The sequence below is a fragment of the Streptomyces sp. NPDC005799 genome (assembly GCF_040630525.1).
GTDB classification, from domain to species: domain Bacteria; phylum Actinomycetota; class Actinomycetes; order Streptomycetales; family Streptomycetaceae; genus Streptomyces; species Streptomyces griseorubiginosus_B.
The window spans coordinates 29,612-49,535 of the sequence record NZ_JBEXXQ010000051.1 but is presented as its reverse complement, the minus strand read 5'-3'; the positions used below and the strand labels follow the sequence as shown (position 1 = coordinate 49,535).

Here is a 19,924-nt window from a genome sequence, read left to right as displayed (position 1 = left end):
CCGGATTTCTTCTGGTCCAGGGGATTGCTGGCCGACATTGACGGTGTTAGCTTCCCCGAACCGGTTCGATGAAGTGATCCTTCCGGTGACCGTGGGCCGGTTCCGCACCACCCTCCCCGCATGCACGGACCGTAGCCCTCTGCCCGGCAGGCGAGCCATTGCTGTCGACAAGGCCACGATCGAACTGGTTCGACACCCGCGACACACACGGATTGAGGACGCAATCCATGCCACACGCTGACAGATCTCCCCGGCGCCGGGCACCGGTCGCCATGGTGCTGGCCCTCGGGGCGGGCCTGCTGGCCGCGCCGGCCTTACCCGCACAGGCGGCCGAGACGCCCCAGCCCACCGCCCACTACACCTTCGACCAGGACGATCTCGCCACCGGAAAGATCACAGACAGTTCCGGCAACGGCCTGACGGCGACCCTGGTGAACGGCTCGACCGCCCGGTCCGTCGCGGGTTCCGACGGTGTCGGCAAGGCGCTGTCCCTGCCCGGCGGCGCGCCCACCTCCGACGGCGCGTACATCCGACTCCCACGCGAAGTGCTCGGCGACGCAAGCGACTTGACGGTCTCGGCGCGCTTGAGGTGGAGCGATGACACGTCGGCTTGGCAGCGGATCTTCGATCTGGGCACCGACACCGGCAGGTACCTGTTCACGACGCCGTCGAACGGAGGAGTCCTGCGCACCGCCGTGACCACCGGCGGCGGAGGCGCGGAGGCGCAGGTCTCCGGCTACGCGCCGCTGCCCGCTGACGGCTGGCGGACGGTGACGGTCACCCTCGACACGTCCGCCCACCGGCTCACCACCTACCTCGACGGCGTGGCGGTCTCCTCCACCGCGACGACCGTCAAGGCCAAGGACTTGCTGGACAGTACGGCCACGGCGGCCGGTTACATCGGCAAGTCCTTCTACCAGGACCCACTGCTCAAGGGCGCGATCGACGACTTCACAGTCTGGCACTCGGCACTCACCGCCGAGCAGGTGGCCGGCACGGTCGGCACCCTCCCCACCCTCCAGCAGCTCTCACAGACGTCCTTCGACGTCCGTACGACGACCGGGACCGCCCCGTCCCTGCCCGCCTCGGTCCGCTCCACCTTCTCCGACGGCTACGACCGCGACACGCCAATCGCCTGGGACGCCGTACCGCCCGAGAAGTACGCCGGGACGGGCACCTTCACCGTGGCCGGAACCGCGGCCGGACAGGCCGTGCAGGCGACCGTCACCGTCGTCCGCGAGGGCGCCCTCACCGTCGACCTCGCCTCGGACACCGGCACGTTCCACGGAGGGGCCTCCGGCACCCTCTACGGCGTGTACGGCCCGGACGTCCCCACCAACAACCTCATCGAGGGCATGGGCCTGCGCACGGTCTCCACCAAGGCGCAGGACGGCCCGCAGCACCCCGGCGCCGACGCGCTGGACGTGGTGAAGCCGCTGGCCGACTCCACCGACGGTGACGTGTACATCTACATGACGGACATCCACCGCGGCTTCCCCTACGAGTGGCCGGGGAACACCCCCGCCGAGAAGCTCAAACTCTACGAGGAGAAGATCGCCAAGCAGGTCGACCAGGTTCTCCATCTGCCGAAGCGGTACCAGGACAACATCGTCTTCGTGCCGTTCAACGAGCCTGAGGGCAACATGTTCGGCACCGGCGACTGGAGCTACGACAAGGTCAGCTGGCTCACCGACCCCACGGACTACTTCGCCGCCTGGGACTCCGCCTACAAGCTCATCAAGTGCAAGATGCCGGACGCCCGCATCGCCGGACCCAACACCAGCATTCTGTACGAGCAGGTGAAGGGCTTCCTCACGCACACCCTGGCCGCCGGCACCCTCCCCGACGTCATCACCTGGCACGAGCTGAGCCACCCGGAGGCGGTGCGCCAGAGCGTCGCCAAGTACCGGGCCTGGGAGAAGGACCTGTTCAAGGGCACCGACCACGAAGGCACCCGACTCCCCGTCAACATCAACGAGTACGCCTTCAACTACCACACCTCCGTACCCGGCCAGATGATCCAGTGGGTGTCCGCGATCGAGGAGTCCAAGGTGGACGCCGACATCGCGTACTGGAACATCGACGGCAACCTCTCCGACTCGGCCGTTCAGTCCAACCGCGGCAATGGCCAGTGGTGGCTGCTGCACTCGTACGCCTCGATGAGCGGGCACACGGTGGCGGTGACGCCGCCCTTCCCTGGCCAGAACTACACCATGCAGGGCGTGGCCACGTTCGACGAGCACAAGAAGCAGTCCCGGCTGATCTTCGGCGGGTCCACCGGCAAGGGCCACATCACCTTCGACAACGTCCCCAGGAAGGTCTTCGGCGACCGTGTCCACGCCTGGGTGCGTGAGATCGACTGGAGCGGTCAGGTCGGCGACAACACCGGCCCGAAGCTCCTGACCGAGACGAACCTGAAGGTCGGTGCCGACGGCAAGGTCGTCGTCGACTTCGGCGACGGCACGCTGCCGCGGCTGAAAGAGTCCTCGGCGTACGAGATCATCCTCAGCCCGGCCGGCAAGGCGAAGGGCACGCAGTCGGCGCCGGTGCGCTGGCAGGGGTCGTACGAGGCGGAGGACGCCGCCCACACCGGGTCCGGCTACTCCAAGAACGGCCCCGAGGGTTCGACGGGCGACGTGTCGAAGTTCTACACATCCGGCGGTTACGACGTGGGCGGCCTGCGCACCGGCTCGGACGTCACGCTCGACTTCGCCGTGGACGTGCCCGAGGACGGCACCTACGACCTGAGTGTCTTCGCCAACTCCCTCAACACCTACGACAAGCTGAAGGAACAGGGCCCGACCAACGTGTTCCTGCGGGTCGACGGCCAGGCGGCCGACGAGCAGGAACTGTACCTGCCGCTCGGCTACAAGTGGGTGGTGTGGGACCACACCGACACCAAAGTGCACCTCACCAAGGGCAGGCACACCCTGACGCTCGCCGCGAAGAGCCTCGACAGCAGGCGCACCACCAAGGGCGACACCATCGTCGACCGGCTCACGCTGTCCCTGCCGAACGCCTCGGCCGCCACCCAGGTCTACGAGGGCGAGCTGGCCTGGACGAGCGGCGGGGCCCACCCCGTCTACGACCTGCCGAAACACACCCCGGCACCCGCCACGGGCTCCGGCGCGGTCCGGGTCACGAAACATCAGACCGCCACGTTCTGGGTCTACTCCCCCGCCGACCGCGAGGCCACCCTCGGCGTCGACACCCTCGGCGGCGCTGATGCCCGGCTCTCCGTCAACGGACACGACGTCCTGCAGGTGACCAAGTCCCGGCACAAGGTGGCGGTCTCCCTCTCGGGCGGCATCAACAAGGTGACGGTGACCGGTGGTTCGGACGTCACCCTCGTCGACCGGCTGACGGTCACGCCCACCGACGGCACGCTCAAGACGCGTACGTACGAGGCACAGGACGCCAAGCTCGCGGGCTCGGCCACGCCGGCCTCGCTGCCGCTGGCGAGCGACGGTACGGCGATCACAGGCATCGGCGGCGACCCGGGCAACGGCAACACGGCGACATTCACGGTCACCGCTGACAAGGCCGGCCTGTACGCGCTGCGTATCCGCTACTCCAACCCGGAGCAGTCCGAGGCCACGCACTACAACCCCGACCCGCTCGCCCGCCACGCCGACATCACCGTCAACGGCGGCGAGACACAGCGCGTCGGCTTCCCGCACACCTTCCACCAGGACAACTTCTGGGAACTGACCGTCCCCCTCCAGCTGACGAAGGGACAGAACACGGTCTCCTTCCGCTCCGAGGAACTGCCGAACTTCGACGGCACGACATACGCCTCGGACACCTTCCCCGGAGTGCTGCTCCGCTCCCGGTACGCGCCGCTGATCGACCGGATCGTCGTCGCGCCGTACGCGCGGGAGGTGCGATGAGATGACCGCATGACGTCGTCGACGGCTTCGAACCGAAGCTGTTCGGCGCCGTGCCTGCCCGCGAGGACACTCACGCGTGGTCCTGGGCGACCAGCCGGGCCTGGTCGCCCTCCTCGACGGAGTCATCTGGGTCGTATTTCGCACGCAGCTGCTCCAGGCGCTCCGGTCCCCCGAACGGAGCGGGGCCGTTGGTGAGGTTCTCGTCGGCAGCTGGATACCCGCCGAGAACGGCTTGAGCCGCCGCATCTGCCCGGTCGCCGCGTCCTTCCTGCTCGCTGTCTGTGCAGGCGACCGCGAGCAGGGGTAGGCCACGCTCCTGGGCACCTGGCGGTTGCACACAGGAGAAACGGGTCGATCGAACGGGGCAGCGACAGAGTCTCGAGGAACCACGGCAACACCTCGTCGAGCGTGTCGATCGGATAGGTGGCAGGCCGTCATGCCGACCGTCCTCACCCGGCATGACGAAACTGATAGGTGCACCCTTCGCTTCGCCGACATCGATGCGGTCACCCTCGCCGTGCGGGCCCTCCGAGGTACTCGACGCCCTCACCGTCCTGCGACGTTGCGGTTCGATGCGCTGACGGTCTGAGGCCGCAGCGACTGTGGCCTCCGGGCGGGCGTCAGGGGGCCGAGGCTGGGCAGGTGCGGCGCGGTCGACGCGCCGGCGCTGCCCGGTGTCAGCACCTTCGCCACCGGCCTGAGCAGGAACTTCGCGCAGTGACTACCGGGCTGACCACAGTCCGGCCCGGTGCGGCGAAACGGGATTTTGCTACAAGTTCCGAAATTTCACGGTGACGGACGCGCGATGCCATGGCAACGCGCCCCTCCTACTGTCACTGCCACGCCGCAAAGGCACCAGAACATCGATCACCTCCCCCGGACCGAAATCGCTACTTCCCCCGAAATTCCACTGTGCTCAGCGCCCATGAGACAGGAGCCCCAGAGTGTCCCACCCCTCCAGACGCGGTGTCCTCCAGCTGACCGCCGGCACCGCTCTCCTTGGCAGCCTCGCCCTGTCGGGCTGTGGTCGCGGCAGTGACGACGCTGCGGCCGCCGCTTCCGCCAAGCCCGTCGACGACTCCCCGGCGAAGGGCACCGTCAACGTCTGGGCCGCCCAGGGCGATGCCGACGTGCTCGACAAGGTCATCAAGCCCTTCAAGGCCGCGAACCCCAAGCTCACGGTGAAGTTCACGCTGATTCCGAACGCCGAGTACTACACCAAGCTCCAGTCGGCGATCGCGGCGGGCAAGGGGCCCGATGTCGCCCAGTTCTTCCCCGAGGCGCAGGCGCAGTTCTTCGATCCGTCCATTCTGCGCCCCGTCCCGGACGGTCTCGTCGACCCGTCCACCTTCTTCCGCAGTCTGTGGGACGCCGGTGTGGTGAAGAACGTCGCCTACACGGTGCCGTGGTACGCCTACACGTATGCGCTCGTCTATCGCGCCGACCTCGCCAGGAAGGCGGGCGTCAAGGCGCCGACGACATGGGACGACGTGGTGCCGTTCTTCAAGGCGCTGCAGCGCGCCGGAGCCGGGCACGGGCTCGGGGCGGACATCGGCTGGGACATCTTCAACGGCCAGGACGTCGCGATGTACGCCTGGCAGGCGGGCGGCTCGCTGCTCTCGGCCGACGGCAAGTGGACGCTCGACACGCCGGCGATGGTCGATGCGATCAAGTACAACGCGTCGTTCTTCACCTCGGGCATCGCCGACACCAGCGGGCCCACGTTCCTCGACGCGCAGCCGTACTTCGTGTCGGGCAAGACCGCCTGCATGATCACGGGTCCGTGGGTCATCGGCCAGCTCGACGCAGTCGCCAAGAAGACCGGCTGGACGGCCTCCGACGTGGCCACCGCACCCCTGCCGGCCGGATCGTCGGGCAGCGTCTCCTTTTCGGCCGGGGGCAGTTGGGGGGTGCTCGCCGACACCGGCAACGCGGACGCGGCCTGGAAGTTCATCCGGTACCTCTCCAAGCCGAGCACCCAGGTCGCGCAGTACAGGGCGTACAGCTCGCTGCCGGCCGTCGCCTCCGCCTGGGCCAACCCCGCCATCGCGGGCCAGCCGCTGCTGGACGCCTTCCTCTCGCAGCTGAAGAACACCCGGGCGTTCCCGCAGGTGAGCACCTGGCAGCAGGTCGCCACCCGGCTGGGCAAGGAGATGGAGGCCGTGGCCAAGGGCAAGGGGACCGCCGCGAAGGCAGCCGCCAACGTGCAGGCGTACGCCAAGAGTCTCGGCACGGGCAAGGGGTGATCCCCGGATGACCGCCATCATCGGGCCGGCGACGCCGCGCGGTGCGCGTCGGCCCCGGGGCGCCCGGCGAACCGCCGTCGCCTGGCTGTTCCTCGCACCGTTCGCCCTGGTGTTCCTGCTCTACACGGCGATACCCACGGTGGCCGCGCTCGGGTTCAGCCTCACCGATCTGCACGGCAGTGACCTGCGGCATCCGCTCGCCGTCAACTTCACCGGAATCCAGAACTACCTCCGGCTGCTGGAGGACCCGACCTTCCTGCGGGACATCCTCAACACCGTCCTGTTCGTGGCCGTCGGTGTGCCGTTGACGATGGGGTTCGGGTTCACGCTCGCCCTCGTGCTCAACTCCGGCATCCGGCGGCTGCGCGGCGCCTTCCGTACCGTCTTCTTCGCACCGGTCGTCACGAACGTGGTGGCCGTCGCCATGATCTGGCAGTACGCCTTCAACGCCAACGGCACCGTCAACAAGGTGCTCGGTGCCATCGGTTTCGCCGGGCCGAACTGGCTGGACGACACGCACCTGGCCATGCCCGTGGTCATCGCGCTCGGCGTCTGGCGCAACTTCGGCATCGCGATGGTGCTGTTCCTCGCCGGTCTGCAGGCGGTGCCGCAAGACGTGTACGAGGCCGCCTCGCTCGACGGGGCCGGCCGGTGGCGTCAACTCAGGCACATCACCCTGCCGTTGCTGATGCCCACCACGCTGATGGTGTCGGTGCTGCTGACGGTCTTCTACCTCCAGGTGTTCGACGAGCCGTATCTGCTCACGGGCGGCGGTCCGCTGGGCTCCACCGAGTCGATGGCGCTGTACACCTACCACGAGTTCGGGGTCGGCGAGTTCGGGGTCTCCTCTGCGGCGTCCTTCGTGATGCTCCTGGTCGTGACGTTGGTGAGCATCGTCCAGTTCCGAATGCTGAGGCCTCGCGCATGACCACCATCGCCGCACCGCGGAATGCCGAGATGACGGGCGAACGGACGCACTTCCGCCGCCGGTCCGTCGCCCGTCCCCTGCTGTACGGCGCGCTCGTGCTGTGCGCGTTGCTCACGATGCTGCCGTTCGTCTGGGTGCTCAGCGGCTCGCTGCGCAGCCTCGGCGAGATCCGCTCCGATCCCGGCGCCTGGCTGCCGCACCACGTCACCCTCGACAACTTCGTGCGACTGTTCAGGACCCAGGGCTTCGGCCGGTTCCTGGTCAACAGCATCGTGGTCGCGGTCATCGTCGTCGCCGGCAATATCGTGGCGGCGTCGGCCGCGGGTTACGCGCTCGCCAAACTGGACTTCGCGGGCAAGCGGATCGCGTTCGGCGCGGTCATGGCGGCGATGATGGTGCCGTTCACCACGGTGTTCGTCACCCAGTTCGTGATCACCGTCGACCTGGGCCTGGCCGACACCCTGACCGGTATCGCCCTGCCGGGTGCGGCGCTGCCGCTGTCCGTGTTCATCATGCGGCAGTACGCCCTGTCGGTCCCCGACGAGCTGCTGGAAGCGGCCCGGATCGACGGGGCGGGCGAGTTCCGGATCTTCTTCAGGATCTTCCTGCCGCTTGCGGGCCCCGCCGTCGCGACGATCACGATCATGTCGTTCCTCTTCTCGTGGAACAACTTCATCTGGCCGCTCATCGTCGCCCAGAGCACCTCCAGCTACACGCTGCCGGTGGGCCTCGCCGCCACCAGCCAGGCCGCCGCGCACGTCACCGACTACGGTCTGATGCTCGCCGGCGCGATCGTCGTGATGCTGCCGGTCCTCGTCCTCTTCCTGTTCCTGCAGCGCTACTTCGTGCAGGGCATCTCCGGAACGGGAATGCGGTGACGGCGGTGGACATGGTGGACGTGGTGGAGGCTCCCGCGGGTACGGTCATCGGCCACCGCACCGGCCGCGTACGGCGTTTCCTCGGTGTCCCGTTCGCCGAAGCACCCGTCGGTGCACGGCGGTTCGCGCCGCCGGTGCCACGCGGCCGGTTCACGCGGCCGTTCGACGCGTCCCGGCACGGTGCGACGTCGCAGCGCGTGCCGCTGTTCACCACGACCACCATTCCGGAACCGTCGGTGCCGGGCGAGGACGTGCTGAACCTGAGTGTGGTCGCCCCCGCGAACGGTGTGTCCTGCCCGGTGCTGGTGTGGATCCACGGCGGAGGCTTCCTCGCGGGCAGCCCGGCCAGCGCCTGGTACGACGGTCGCGCCTTCGCCCGCGACGGAATCGTCACGGTGACGCCCGGCTACCGGCTCGGCGTCGACGGCTTCGCCCCGCTGGACGGCGTGCTCCCGAACCTCGGGCTGCGCGACCTGCTGCTCGCGCTCGACTGGGTGCGGGAGAACATCGGGGCTTTCGGCGGTGATCCGGGCCGGGTCACCGTGGCCGGCCAGTCGGCGGGCGGCGGGGCGGTGCTCGCGCTGCTCTCCTCACCCCTCGGCAGTGGTCGCTTCCACCGAGCGGTCAGTGTGTCCGGCGGCTTCTTCGAGGTGGACGCGGACACCGCGCGCCATTTCGCCGGGCGGCTCGGTGACCGGCTCGGCGTGCCGCCGACGCGCGACGGCTTCGGCGGCCTGACGGTGGAAAGCGTTCAGCAGGGCGTCCGTCTGCTGCGGAGCCAGCGTGGCGACGACGGCCCACTCGTACTCGGTCCCGTCGTCGGCGACGACATCCTTCCGGTCCCCATTGCCGAGGGACTGGTCGTGCACGGACACGACGTACCACTGCTGCTCGGCGCCACGGGCGACGAGTTCGACGGCGGCGCCCCGGGCATCCGCGACGCCGCCGCCCGCGCGGCGGGCACCCGGGTGACGGACACCCTGTTCCGCGCCGCCTGTCCGCGGGCGGCGGCCTCGCGTCGCGACGCCACCGCCGGCACCTGGCTGTACTCCTTCGAGTGGCCCTCTCCCGTACTCGGCGGAGCCGTGCACTGCGCCGACATCCCGTTCTTCTTCGACGTACTCGACGCGCCGGGTACCGCCGCGGCCCTTGGACCGCAGCCACCCTCAAAACTCGCCACGTCCATGCACGCCGACCTGGCCGCGTTCGTCCACGGCCGGTCGCCGGCCTGGGAGCCGGCAACCGGGAGGCTCGGGGATCCCGCCCGCGAGTACGGCAGGCCCGGGGCGAGACCGGTGGCCGACACCACGGGTGTGTTCGACCCGGTGGTGGCGGCGGGGTCCGTTACGTCGGAGGCGTGTTGATGCCCGGGATGAACCAGAGCGCCGTCCGGCGGGTCAACACCTCGGTGATCCTTCGCGCGCTGGCGGTGTCGGCCGGGTCGATGACGCTGGCCGAGCTGTCCGAGCGGGTCGGCCTGTCCCGCCGCACCATCGAGCTCATCCTGGACTCCCTCGTCGACGCGGGCTGGGTGAGCGAGCTCGACCGGGTTCCGGTCAGCGGCTGCGCCGGGCGCCCCGCTCGCCGGTACGTCCTGCGGGCCGACCACGCTCTGCTGGCGGCTGTGCGCGTCACCACCCTGGACGTGTCCGCCGTCGTCGCCGACGTGCGTGGCCGCATCGTCGGCCGGGCGCACGGGCCGCTGCGGGTCTACCAGGATCCGCAAGCCACGCTCGACGACGCGGCGGCGCTGGTACTGGAGGCGCTCGACGACGCGGGCGGCTCGGCCGACCGGCTGCGGGCCGGCGCGATCGCGAGCGGTGGCGCGATCGACGACGACGGCGTCGTACGACGTCTGGTGCACACCACGCGATGGGAAGGCGTACACCTGCCCGAGGAACTCGGGAGGCGCATCGGCGTGCCGTGGTTCGCGGACAACGACACCAATCTCGGTGCCCTCGCGGAGCGTTGGCGGGGTGCGGCCGGTGACCACGACAACGTCGTATGGGCGATGCTCGGGAACCGGACCGGTCTGGGCATCCTCATACGCGGGGACGTACACCGTGGTTTCGAAGGCGCCGCGGGCGAGATCGCCGAAGCGGTGTCCTTGCCGGCCGGCTCGGTCGAGAACCGCCCCGTGGCCTGGCTGACCTCTCCTGATCCGGACCGGCGGCGTGTCGCGCTCGGCCGCTTCGCCGTGGCTCGGACCGGCGATACGGCGGCGCTCGCGGAGGTCGACGAGTTCGTGGAGAACATCGCGTCGATCCTCACCACCCTGTCGTGGACGGTCGCGCCGTCACTCATCGTGCTCGGCGGCGGGCTGGAGGACGCGGCCGACGTGCTGCTGCCCCGCGTGCGCGAGGCCATGCACAGCGCGCGTACCCCCGCCGTCGAACTGCGCGCCACCGTCCTGGGCTCCGACGGCCCGCTCATCGGCGCCGTCAAGTTCGTACTCGACCACATGGACACCGAGTTGTTCGGCCCACCCGTCCCGAGCGCGTGATCGCGCGTGCCACCCGCATTTTCCCCTCACACCACGTTGCACCAGAACAGGAGCCCGACCATGACCGGCACCAGCAGGACCGGCGTTCTCATCGTGGGCAGCGGCATCATGGGATCCGTCGTGGCCCGGCTGCTGCGGGACACCGATCCGGCACTGGACATCACCATGGTCGACGGCGGCCGGCCGATCGGGGCGGCCCCGGGTCTGCACCTGCACGACCTCGACGACCCGGCCCTGTGGTCGCGCTACAACGAACGGGTCTCCACCGGCATCCAGGGCCTGTACACGGGCGCCGAGGTGGTGCGCGACGTCGCGGACAGCATCACCGGCCTGGCACCCGGCATGTTCCACGCGCTCGCCTTCGGCGAGGACGCCGAGGCGATGCCGGCCGCCGCGCTCGCGTGGAACGCGGGCGGCATGGGAGTGCACTGGACCGCCGCGACACCCTGGCCCGCCGGACACGAGGTGTTCGACTTCGGCGACCCGGACCGCTGGGCGACGGATCTGGGCACCGCGCGCCGTCTGCTCGCGGTCACACCCGCCGCCATCGGCCCGACCCCGGTCGGGCAGCGGGTACTGGACGTGCTGCGCCGTCGCTACGACGGCATCGGGACGGACGACCGGCGGCCCCAGCCGATGCCGATGGCGGTCGGCGCGACACCTGCGGGACCCATGCCGCGCACGGCTCCGGGCACGGTCTTCCCCGCGATCGCGGCGGGCGGGGACCCGGCCTTCACGCTCCTTACCGGAACTCTCGCCACGTCTGTCGTCATCGAGGGCGGCCGGGCCGCCGGCGTGCGGCTGCGTCGGGTGTCCGACGGCGCCGAGTCCGAACTCCTCGCGGAGGCCGTGGTGGTGTGCGCCGACGCGCTGCGCACCCCGCAACTGCTGTTCGCGTCCGGCATACGGCCCACGGCACTGGGACGTCACCTCAACGAGCACGCGTTCATCAGTGCCCGGGTGCTGCTCGACCTCGACCGGTTCGGCATCGCTCTCGACGCCCTGCCCCTGCCGCGTGACGGCGAGTTCGCCACCGACTCGCTCTGGCTGCCGCACAACGGAACGGCGCAGCCGTTCCACGGGCAGATCATGAACCGCACGTACGTGGACGAGGCCGGCCGCCCCCTGGCGCACTCGGTGGGGCTGTCGCTGTACGTCCCCGTCGAGTCCCGCCCCGAGAACCGGCTCCTCTTCTCGGAGTCGGACACCGACCTCACCGGGATGCCACGGTTCACCGTCGAGTTCGGCTACTCCGACGCCGACCGCGAGCTGATCAGTCGGGCCTTGGAGCAAGCCCAGTCCCTCGCCCGGGAGTTCGGCACCCTCGATCCCGAGACCGAGCTGGCCCTGTTGCCACCCGGCTCGTCACTGCACCAGACCGGCACCGTGCGGGCAGGCAGCGCCGACGACGGCACCAGCGTGTGCGACCCCGACGGCCGGGTGTGGGGCTTCGACAATTTGTATCTCGCCGGAAACGGGGTGATACCCACCGCGATGGCCGCCAACGTCACACTGGCCGGTGCGGTGACCGCCGTACGGGCCGCGCGTGCCGTCGCCGCACGCATCACCGCGTCCGCCATCAATTGAGAGGGCTTTGGAAACCGTGATCGACATCCCGAAGGAATACCGCGTGGCGCTACCCGCGTGGATCGATGACGAACTCGCCGACGTGCCGGCCGTCATCCCCGACCGTGAGGACCGGATGCGCCTCGTGCACCGCCTCGCCGACCGCAACTGGCGTGAGGGCAACGGCGGTCCGTTCGCGGCACTCGTCGCCGAGCAGGACAGCGGCCGGATCATCTCGGTCGGCGTGAACGTCGTACTCGCCTCCGGTGTCTCCAGCGCGCACGCCGAGGTCCTCGCACTGGGCCTCGCCCAGAAGGCCACCGGAGGCTGGGACCTCGGCGGCGAGGGCCTGCCGGCGCACGAGCTGGTTGTCAACTGGCGTCCATGCGTGCTCTGTTATGGCGCGACGATGTGGTCCGGGGTGCGGGGTCTCGTGGTCGCGGGCGAGGGGCCGGACCTGGAGGAGCTCACGACCTTCGACGAGGGCCCACTCGGCGCGGACTGGGCCGAACAGTTCGAGGCACGCGGCATCACGGTCGTGCGCGATGTGCTGCGGAACGAGGCGCTCGCCGTGTTCCGCGGCTACCGGGACGCCGTCGACGCCCACGGCGTCACCGTCTACAACGCCCGTGCGGGCGCCGCATGACACTCCTGGATCCGCCGGCACCGCCGACACCGCGCTTCGCGACCGACGTCATCACCTTCTACCACCCGGACTTCTGGGGACTGGACTCCGCCGACGCCCTGCGCGAGTGGGCCCACGACCATCCCCGGCTCTTCTGGGCACGAGTGATGGACGCACTGGCCCAAGCCGGGGTGACCGGCCTGGAGCTGACCTTCGCACCCGGCGACATCGACTCGGCTCTGCGCGCCTTCGGTGGCGCGGATGCCTTGCGCCGTGAACTGGCGACCCACGGCCTGTTCGTGGTGAGCGCGTTCGTCGCCGGCAGCGACGCCCCCGACTGGCTGCAGGGCGGCAACCTGCCCGCGATCGTCGCCGACGCCGAGCGACGCGCCGCCTTCCTCGCCGAGGCGGGGGCGGAACTGCTCGTCGCCGGACTGCCGATGCGGACGACGTTCGGGACACGACCCCCCTTCTTCGTGGACGCCGCGTACATGACCCGGATGGCCGACATCGCCCACGCGGTCGGCGAGGCCGTCTCCCGGTACGGCGTGAAGCTCGCCTTCCACACGGAGTCCAACAGCACCCTCTGGTACGAAAGGGACATCGACCTGTTCATGGCGCTGACCGATCCGCGCTACGTGTGGCTGTGCCCCGACTCCTGCCACATCGCGCTCGGTGGCGGCGACCCCGTCGCCGTCGCGCGCCGCCACTCCCAGCGCATCGCGCTCGCGCACTGGAAGGACGCCGTCAAGCCGATCGACGTCGAACTCACCATCGACGAGACAGTCTTCGCCCAGCAACAGCCCTACATGACCGAACTGGGCACCGGCATCGTGGACTGGAAGGCATGGGCCGACGCGATGTCCGATACGCCCGGCGCCGACATCATCCTCGTCGAGCTGGACGAGGCGGCCGATCCCGTCGCCGCTCTGCGCGCGGGAAAGGCGGTCGTGGAGGGGGTCCGGGCACTGCCGACGGTCGGCGATCACGCCGCACCCAGCGAAACGCGGGGCCAGACATGACGGCTCCGGCTGGCACACTTGCACGCACTTTCCATCCCCGACGGCACCCTCACCCCTTCCGACATCTGGCACGGCAACCGCGGCCGACCGGGCTCGGCCCTCCTGCGGATCGCCATCCTCGGCGGATGCACGATCGACGACGTCCGCCCGCGTGCGCGAGCTGGACCGAGCCCGTCGGCAACCTGTCCTCCACAGCGGAGCGGCAAGCAGAGGCTCGTGGGTCAGTCAGCGGTAGTCGGGGTTCGGGGCGTCGAACCGGCAGCCCGCGTCCCACTCGGAGCGTTGGTTGCCGTGGGCCGGGATCCCCTTGGCGCGCTTGAGCATGGCGGCCAGGTGCATCAAGTTCCAGGTCATAAAGGTGGTGTTGCGGTTGGTGAAGTCGTTCTCCGGCCCGCCCGAGCCCGGGTCGAGGTAGGACGGTCCGGGTCCGGCCGGGCCGATCCAGCCGGCGTCGGCCTGCGGCGGAATCGTGTAGCCGAGATGCTGGAGGCTGTAGAGGACGTTCATGGCGCAGTGTTTGACGCCGTCCTCGTTGCCGGTGATCAGACAGCCCCCGACGCGGCCGTAATAGGCGTACTGGCCCTCGGAATTGAGCAGGCCGGAGCAGCCGTAGAGCCGCTCGATGACATTCTTGGTGACCGAGCTGTTGTCGCCCAGCCAGATCGGTCCGGCGATGACCAGGATGTCGGCGGCCATCACCTGTTCGTACAGGGCCGGCCACTCGTCCGACGCGAAACCGTGCTCGGTCATGTCCGGGTAGACACCGGGCGCGATGTCATGGTCCACAGCCCGGATCTCGGACGTGGTGATCCCGCGCGCCATCATGATCTCCGCGCTCTTGTCGATCAGGCCCTGCGTGTGGCTCTGCTGCGGTGACGGCTTCAGGGTGCAGTTGACGAACAGGGCGGTGAGGTCGTCGAAGCGGTAGCTGTCGTCGGTGGCGTTCACGGCGGCTCCTTGGGCATGAGGCGACGGCGCGCCCCCGGGGACGGGGACGAACCCAGCCGCAGCTTCTCGCGCGGATCTCCGTTTGTCGCGCTTTGTCCCGCATCCGTCATCATTCCGACCGATGTCGCGCGCATCGGGGCGCCCACCGGGAACGTGGCCTCGCGGCACTCGACGTGCCAGTGCGGTGCACAATTCCGGTGCCGCCCGAGCGGGTGACGGCGGGCGCCGACCCGCCGCCGTTTCAGTTCTTCCGCCCAGCCACCAGGAGCGACTCCGCATGGGTGAATCCTCGGCCCCCGCCATGAAGCCCCGCTCACGTCCATCGCTTGCGTCCGATGTCGACTCGGCTGACAGCGGCAAGCCGCAGCGCATCCGGTGCGGCCTACGGCACATCCGGTACCGCAGCGAACTCATGGACGGCTGTCTCGCCGAGACCGGCCTGACCATCAGACCCACCCGAGGAACCCGGCCACATCAAGAGTTCAACCTCAGTGATGCAGGGCCACCGCGAGTGCCTCGGCCACGGTCACCGGCGGGTGGCCGATCAGGCGGCGCAAGTCGCCGGAGTCGGTGTACATCTCGCCGCGGCTCATGCCGCGGTCAGCATCAGCGAGGACCTCCGCCAACTCGGCGGGTAGGCCCGCGGCGGCCAGTACCCGGGTGAGGTCGGTCACCGGGAGGTCAGTGTAGGTAACCTGCCTGCCGGCCGCAGCGGAGATCGCGGCGGCGAGCTCGGTCAGGGTGAAGGATTCGTCGCCGCCGAGCTCGTACACGGCGCCGGTGTGGCCTTCGGCAGTGAGGACGACGGCTGCGGCCTCGGCGTAGTCGGCGCGCGACGCGGCGCTGATCCGCCCCTCGCCTGCGGCGCCGACGACGGCGCGGTTCTGCAGGATCTGCGGCAGTTGGCTGGTGTAGTTCTCCAGGTACCAGCCGTTGCGCAGCAGCACGCTGGGGATTCCGCGGTCCCGCAGATACTCCTCGGTCTCGCGGTGCGTGGCACCGATGACGGTGGTGGCCGTGTCCGCGTGCGTCGTGCTCGTGTACGCCACCAGCGACACGCCTGCGGACACGGCGGCGTCGATCACGCGGCGGTGGTTGGCGACCCGCTCGCCCACAGGGACCGAGGCCGAGATCAACAGCAGCCTGTCTGCCCCGGCGAATGCCTCGGCCAGGCTGTCGGTGTCCGCGAAGTCGCCGCGGCGTACCGTGACGCCTCGGTCGGCCAGGTCCTTGATCCTGGCGATGTCCCGACCGGTCGCGATGATGTCCGCGGCCGGGATCCCGCGCCGCAGCAGTGCCTCGACGGTGAGCCTGCCCAGCTGGCCGGTGGCCCCGGTGACGACGATCGGCATGATGACCATTCCTTCCTTCCCGCGCGTGCCTCGCACGCCTGCCGCAGTCCGTCCGCGGCGGGATGGAACACAGAATGACCTGGACACTCTCTGCTGGGGAGTAGCCACTTATTGGTAGGGTACTTACGGGAGCGAAAGCATTGAGGTGAGCCATGTGGCTGCTGTCGAGAACGTGAGCGGGCCCATACCGTCGTTCGATCCGTACGAGCGCGGCTGCCCGTCGCGGGACCTGCTCGACCAGATCGGCAGCAAGTGGGCAGTCCTCGTGCTGGGCGAACTCGGCCGGAACGGGACCTCCCGGTTCGGCCGGCTCCGGCAGGCGCTGGCGGGCGTGAGCGAGAAGATGCTCACCCAGACGCTGCGCACCCTCGAACGCGACGGGCTGATCAGTCGTACCGTCTACCCGGAGGTGCCTCCGCACGTGGAGTATGAGCTGACCGCGCTCGGCGAAACGCTGCGGGAACCGCTGAAGGCGCTCACGGAGTGGTCCGTGCTGCACATCGAAGAAGTCATCGCCGCCCGCGAAGAGTACGACGACCGCTCTGCGCGTACCCGGTAGTTGGCAGCGGTCGACGGACTGGTCATAGACCGCTGCCTCGCCGAGACCGGCCCGACAATCAGACCCACCTGAGCAACCCGGCTGTCGGCCCGGAGGATGGTCATCTCCGGATGTATCAGCCGCGGGCGGAAGAGGACTTCCTTCGTCGCCTGGGAGGCCTGCAGGTCGTCCGGGCCAATCCATGATCATCAGAAGCAGGCCCGTGGGTGCCGACCACGAGATGCCGCCTCGGATGGAGTGCGGCCGGCTCAGTCGCTCCGCAAAGCCGGGGCGTGGGAGCCAGGTTGGTGGCGCACGAAGTAGTCGGCGAGGTGCGGGGCGAGGGCGGGGACCTCCACCGGAGTGCCGCCCGAACGCAAAGACGTGGTGGCCGCGATGCCGGTCGCGACGGCTTCGCGGGCGGCTACGGGCGATGTCTCGGTTGCGCCGCCGTGCGCGACGAAACGCAGGAACTCGTCGACGAGGGACTGATCCGCGCCTCCGTGCGGGCCGCCGGCCGCTTCGGCGGGGAGCAGGGTCAGATCTGCGTCGGGGCGGTAGCCTGAGCGCCGCCGGTTCCAGACCTTGATCACCGGGGCGTCGCCCTCGACACCGTCCCCGAGGTTCTCGATCCGGCCCTCGTCGCCGATGACGGTGTAGTTGCGCCAGTAGTCGGGGGTGAAGTGACATTGCTGGTAGCTCGTGAGCACCCCGTTGTCGAGGCGAGTCAGCACCATGCTGATGTCCTCCACGTCGATGACGGGGTTGAGATCGCGCAGCGCGGACGGCGGCCACACGCCCTCGTCGAACCAGTCCTGCACCCGCGCCGACCCCTGTGGCCCGGTACGGCGGTGCGGACTGGCGCCGTAGACGGACAGGCCGCCCAGTGCGGTCACCGTGCGGGACCAGCCTCCCGCCAGCCAATGGATCGCGTCCAGGTCATGCGCGCCTTTCTGGAGCAACAGGCCGGTGGTCCGGGCTCGTTCGGCGTGCCAGTCCTTGAAGTAGTAGTCGCCGCCGTGGCCGACGAAATGTCGGCACCACACGGCCCGCACGGTTCCGATCGTCCCCTCGTCGACGAGTCTGCGCATGGTGCGCAGGACCGGCAGATGGCGGAGGTTGTGTCCGACGTACAGCCGCGTGCCGGTGCGGGCCGCGGTGGCCAGGACCCGGTCGCAGTCGTCGAGGTCGACGGCCAGAGGCTTCTCGACGAACACAGCGACACCCGCTTCAAGGAAGTACAGGGTGGGAGCGGTGTGGATGTCGTCCGGGGTGAGGACGAACACGGCGTCCAGACCGTCCCCGAGCATGTCCTCGTAGTGCTCGTGGACCTGGACACCGGCCCCAAAGATCCTCCGGGCGTCGGCGCGGCCACGCTCGGACGTATCGGCGCAGGAAACAACGCCGGCCGCGCCGGGCCGCTCGGCCAGGGCGGCCAGCCCGGCTCGCTGGCCTGTGCCGACGACACCGACGCGCAGTTCCGGCGCGTTCGGAGGACCACTGGTCACGGAACACCCCTTCATCGGAGACGGGGAGACGCGGCTGACGCCTGGGCGCCGGAGGCCGGTCGGTGGGCCACCGTACGGCGGCGGTCGACGTACTCGCCGCGTAGCGAGAGCGCTGTGGCATCGGAGCCCGCGCGAGGGCACGGCAGACAGGCACCACGACGCGCTCCGGGCCGACATGGCAGCCTGTGCTCCACGGTGACACCCATGACCATAGATGCTTGAACATGCTCTATCAATGCCTCAATCGAGCATCTTCAAGCATCTTTTCCCTACTCGGACATCGCCCATGATGCGCCGACTGCGTTCGGGCACCCAGCCGGGCCCGGGACCCGCGGCCTCGACGTCGTCAAGCCGAACGTTGACGGTTCGGTGCGCTCACCTGCGGCGGCGAATCCGACGCCGTGCGTCCGCGGTGAGAGTCGTGGGTGCCCGGGCGGTGGTCGCCTCCCCGGTCCCCAGGTCCTCGCCCATAGGCGACAGGGAGTGGCGCGGTCGGCCCTGGCCGGAGCGGCTCGTCGAGGCCATGGCCCGTCGGCCGCAAGCCTGGTCGCGCCGCTCGCCGGCGACTTCGGCCCCGGGGCGCACCGGGATCTGCTCGACACGGTTACGATGCGCCGCGTGTCGCATCCTCCCCGTGGGCTCCCGACTGGCCCCGTGGCAGGGGGACTTGGGCAGTGCGTTGACATCCTCACAGGTGGTCGCTTTACTCCTGGGCAACGCTGGAGCCACGCTCCGCGTGCAGAGGCACGCCCAGCCGGTATGCAGGCCCCCGCGCCGCGAGTCCGGCCCGAGTCGCCAGGACGCCCCACGTGTCCGAGGCGGGGACGTGCCCGCTTCCTCTGGAGCTCACCGCATGAGCAACCTCAACACCGCCTCCCGCAAACTCACCGGCGCGGCCGTGGGCGCTGTGGCCCTGACGGGCGCTCTGCTCGTCCAGGCGCCCTCGACGCATGCCCTGACCGTGACCCTGCCGCCCACGCATGCCGCCTTCGACTACCAGATCGGAGGCGCCTACACGCCGCCGAGTGGTGTCAAGGTCGTCACTCGTGACCACACCGCCTCTCCGGCGGCGGGCCTGTACAACATCTGCTATGTCAACGCCTTCCAGGCGCAGCCGGGCGCCGAGGGCGACTGGGACCCGGACCTGTTGCTGCGCGACTCCGCGGGCAAGGTCGTCTACGACGAGGACTGGGGCGAGGCCCTCCTCGACGTCAGCACGGACGCCAAGCGGCAGCGGATCGCCGGCACGATCGGAGCCCAGATCGACGGGTGCCGGAGCAAGGGCTTCCAGGCTGTCGAGCCCGACAACTACGACAGCTACACCCGTTCGAAAAACCGCCTGACGGCGAACAACGCACAGGCGTTCATCAAGCTGCTTTCCGCCCGCGCCCACGCGGACGGCCTGGCCATCGCCCAGAAGAACACCTCCGAACTGGCCGGCAATCGCAAGGCCAACGGCCTCGACTTCGCCGTGGCCGAGGAGTGCGGCCAGTACGACGAGTGCGACAGCTACACCAGTGCCTTCGGCAACAACGTGATCGTGATCGAGTACACCAACGCCGGCCGGTCGAAGGCGTGCCGAGGGTGGGGCGGCACGCTGAGCATCGTCCAGCGCGACGTGGACGTCTCGCCCGTCGGCACCAGCGGGTACGTCCGCAAGACCTGCTGATCGCTCGGCTGGAAGCGCCGCGTCACGTCGTCGATCGTCTGCGGCACGGTCTTGGCTGGTCGCGTGGTCCCCCACGCCCCTTCAGGACGCTGTCGAGCCGCAGTTGACGTCGCCCGACCTTGTCGGGCTTCTTGAGCGCGCGTCGGGTGGTTTAGGGTCGGGGGGGCGGGCCCCACCCCCGTGGCGCCGGTGGGAAGGGCAATGGCCAAAAAGAGGAAGTTAACCGGGGGTGAACCAGAACCCGGGACAGC

At 69.5% G+C, this 19,924-nt stretch carries 15 protein-coding genes and 1 pseudogene; 13 read left to right on the top strand and 3 right to left on the bottom strand.

From position 1 onward, the window contains the following. Positions 1–272 precede the first annotated feature (272 nt). The 10 genes from ABZ453_RS37925 (at position 273) to ABZ453_RS37880 (ending at position 13,658) form a co-directional block, all read left to right on the top strand. Entirely contained in the window at positions 273–3,890 is a 3,618-nt protein-coding gene (locus ABZ453_RS37925) for a LamG-like jellyroll fold domain-containing protein (RefSeq protein ID WP_359022532.1), read from the top strand. Between the two features lie 76 nt (positions 3,891–3,966). Continuing rightward, positions 3,967–4,197 carry a hypothetical protein gene (locus tag ABZ453_RS37920; RefSeq protein ID WP_359022462.1) on the top strand — a complete coding sequence of 77 codons (231 nt, stop codon included), beginning with the start codon at positions 3,967–3,969 and terminating at the stop codon, positions 4,195–4,197. A 637-nt stretch (positions 4,198–4,834) separates the two neighbouring features. After that, positions 4,835–6,136, top strand: coding sequence for an extracellular solute-binding protein (locus tag ABZ453_RS37915; protein WP_359022460.1), 1,302 nt, complete (start codon positions 4,835–4,837; stop codon positions 6,134–6,136). Between the two features lie 7 nt (positions 6,137–6,143). After that, complete coding sequence (locus tag ABZ453_RS37910; protein WP_359022458.1) at positions 6,144–7,064, top strand: sugar ABC transporter permease; 921 nt, start codon at positions 6,144–6,146, stop codon at positions 7,062–7,064. Next, positions 7,061–7,942 carry a carbohydrate ABC transporter permease gene (locus ABZ453_RS37905; protein ID WP_359022456.1) on the top strand — a complete coding sequence of 294 codons (882 nt, stop codon included), beginning with the start codon at positions 7,061–7,063 and terminating at the stop codon, positions 7,940–7,942. Before ABZ453_RS37910 ends, ABZ453_RS37905 begins: the two co-directional genes overlap by 4 nt. After that, positions 7,939–9,306: a carboxylesterase family protein gene (locus ABZ453_RS37900; RefSeq protein WP_359022454.1), complete on the top strand. Its 1,368-nt coding sequence runs from the start codon at positions 7,939–7,941 to the stop codon at positions 9,304–9,306. Before ABZ453_RS37905 ends, ABZ453_RS37900 begins: the two co-directional genes overlap by 4 nt. Positions 9,307–9,314: 8 nt before the next feature. Next, complete coding sequence (locus ABZ453_RS37895) at positions 9,315–10,445, top strand: ROK family transcriptional regulator (protein WP_359022530.1); 1,131 nt, start codon at positions 9,315–9,317, stop codon at positions 10,443–10,445. Between the two features lie 60 nt (positions 10,446–10,505). Then, entirely contained in the window at positions 10,506–12,032 is a 1,527-nt protein-coding gene (locus ABZ453_RS37890; protein WP_359022452.1) for a GMC oxidoreductase, read from the top strand. A gap of 16 nt (positions 12,033–12,048) precedes the next feature. Beyond that, positions 12,049–12,657, top strand: a complete 609-nt coding sequence (locus ABZ453_RS37885; protein WP_359022528.1) for a nucleoside deaminase — start codon at positions 12,049–12,051, stop codon at positions 12,655–12,657. After that, positions 12,654–13,658 carry a sugar phosphate isomerase/epimerase gene (locus ABZ453_RS37880; RefSeq protein ID WP_359022450.1) on the top strand — a complete coding sequence of 335 codons (1,005 nt, stop codon included), beginning with the start codon at positions 12,654–12,656 and terminating at the stop codon, positions 13,656–13,658. Before ABZ453_RS37885 ends, ABZ453_RS37880 begins: the two co-directional genes overlap by 4 nt. A gap of 225 nt (positions 13,659–13,883) precedes the next feature. Here the strand turns inward: ABZ453_RS37880 and ABZ453_RS37875 are convergent, their stop codons facing one another. After that, the gene (locus ABZ453_RS37875) at positions 13,884–14,606 is read right to left on the bottom strand and encodes a flavodoxin family protein (RefSeq protein WP_359022448.1); all 723 of its coding nucleotides are present in this window, start codon (positions 14,604–14,606) and stop codon (positions 13,884–13,886) included. 364 nt (positions 14,607–14,970) lie between these two features. Between ABZ453_RS37875 and ABZ453_RS37870 the strand changes: the two are divergent. Next, positions 14,971–15,060 (top strand): annotated as a pseudogene (locus tag ABZ453_RS37870) (IS630 family transposase); the annotation flags it as partial. A gap of 34 nt (positions 15,061–15,094) precedes the next feature. Here ABZ453_RS37870 and ABZ453_RS37865 read toward each other — a convergent pair. After that, positions 15,095–15,967, bottom strand: a complete 873-nt coding sequence (locus tag ABZ453_RS37865) for an SDR family oxidoreductase (RefSeq protein ID WP_359022446.1) — start codon at positions 15,965–15,967, stop codon at positions 15,095–15,097. A 145-nt stretch (positions 15,968–16,112) separates the two neighbouring features. On the opposite strand from ABZ453_RS37865, the gene ABZ453_RS37860 reads away from it, so the two are divergent. After that, the gene (locus ABZ453_RS37860; protein ID WP_359022444.1) at positions 16,113–16,517 is read left to right on the top strand and encodes a helix-turn-helix domain-containing protein; all 405 of its coding nucleotides are present in this window, start codon (positions 16,113–16,115) and stop codon (positions 16,515–16,517) included. A gap of 248 nt (positions 16,518–16,765) precedes the next feature. Here ABZ453_RS37860 and ABZ453_RS37855 read toward each other — a convergent pair whose 3' ends face one another. Next, on the bottom strand, positions 16,766–18,019 hold the full coding sequence (locus ABZ453_RS37855; RefSeq protein WP_359022442.1) for a Gfo/Idh/MocA family oxidoreductase: 1,254 nt from the start codon (positions 18,017–18,019) through the stop codon (positions 16,766–16,768). An 838-nt stretch (positions 18,020–18,857) separates the two neighbouring features. Between ABZ453_RS37855 and ABZ453_RS37850 the strand changes: the two genes are divergently transcribed. Beyond that, positions 18,858–19,673, top strand: coding sequence for an endo alpha-1,4 polygalactosaminidase (locus ABZ453_RS37850; protein ID WP_359022440.1), 816 nt, complete (start codon positions 18,858–18,860; stop codon positions 19,671–19,673). Positions 19,674–19,924 lie beyond the last annotated feature (251 nt).

Bases quoted from the DNA above. Each gene is read 5' to 3' on its own strand.
- ABZ453_RS37925 (WP_359022532.1), top strand. From the start codon at position 273: ATGGTGCTGGCCCTCGGGGCGGGCCTGCTGGCCGCGCCGGCCTTACCC.
- ABZ453_RS37910 (WP_359022458.1), top strand. From the start codon at position 6,144: ATGACCGCCATCATCGGGCCGGCGACGCCGCGCGGTGCGCGTCGGCCC.
- ABZ453_RS37905 (WP_359022456.1), top strand. From the start codon at position 7,061: ATGACCACCATCGCCGCACCGCGGAATGCCGAGATGACGGGCGAACGG.
- ABZ453_RS37895 (WP_359022530.1), top strand. From the start codon at position 9,315: ATGAACCAGAGCGCCGTCCGGCGGGTCAACACCTCGGTGATCCTTCGC.
- ABZ453_RS37890 (WP_359022452.1), top strand. From the start codon at position 10,506: ATGACCGGCACCAGCAGGACCGGCGTTCTCATCGTGGGCAGCGGCATC.
- ABZ453_RS37880 (WP_359022450.1), top strand. From the start codon at position 12,654: ATGACACTCCTGGATCCGCCGGCACCGCCGACACCGCGCTTCGCGACC.
- ABZ453_RS37865 (WP_359022446.1), bottom strand. From the start codon at position 15,967: ATGGTCATCATGCCGATCGTCGTCACCGGGGCCACCGGCCAGCTGGGC.
- ABZ453_RS37855 (WP_359022442.1), bottom strand. From the start codon at position 18,019: ATGAAGGGGTGTTCCGTGACCAGTGGTCCTCCGAACGCGCCGGAACTG.
- ABZ453_RS37850 (WP_359022440.1), top strand. From the start codon at position 18,858: ATGAGCAACCTCAACACCGCCTCCCGCAAACTCACCGGCGCGGCCGTG.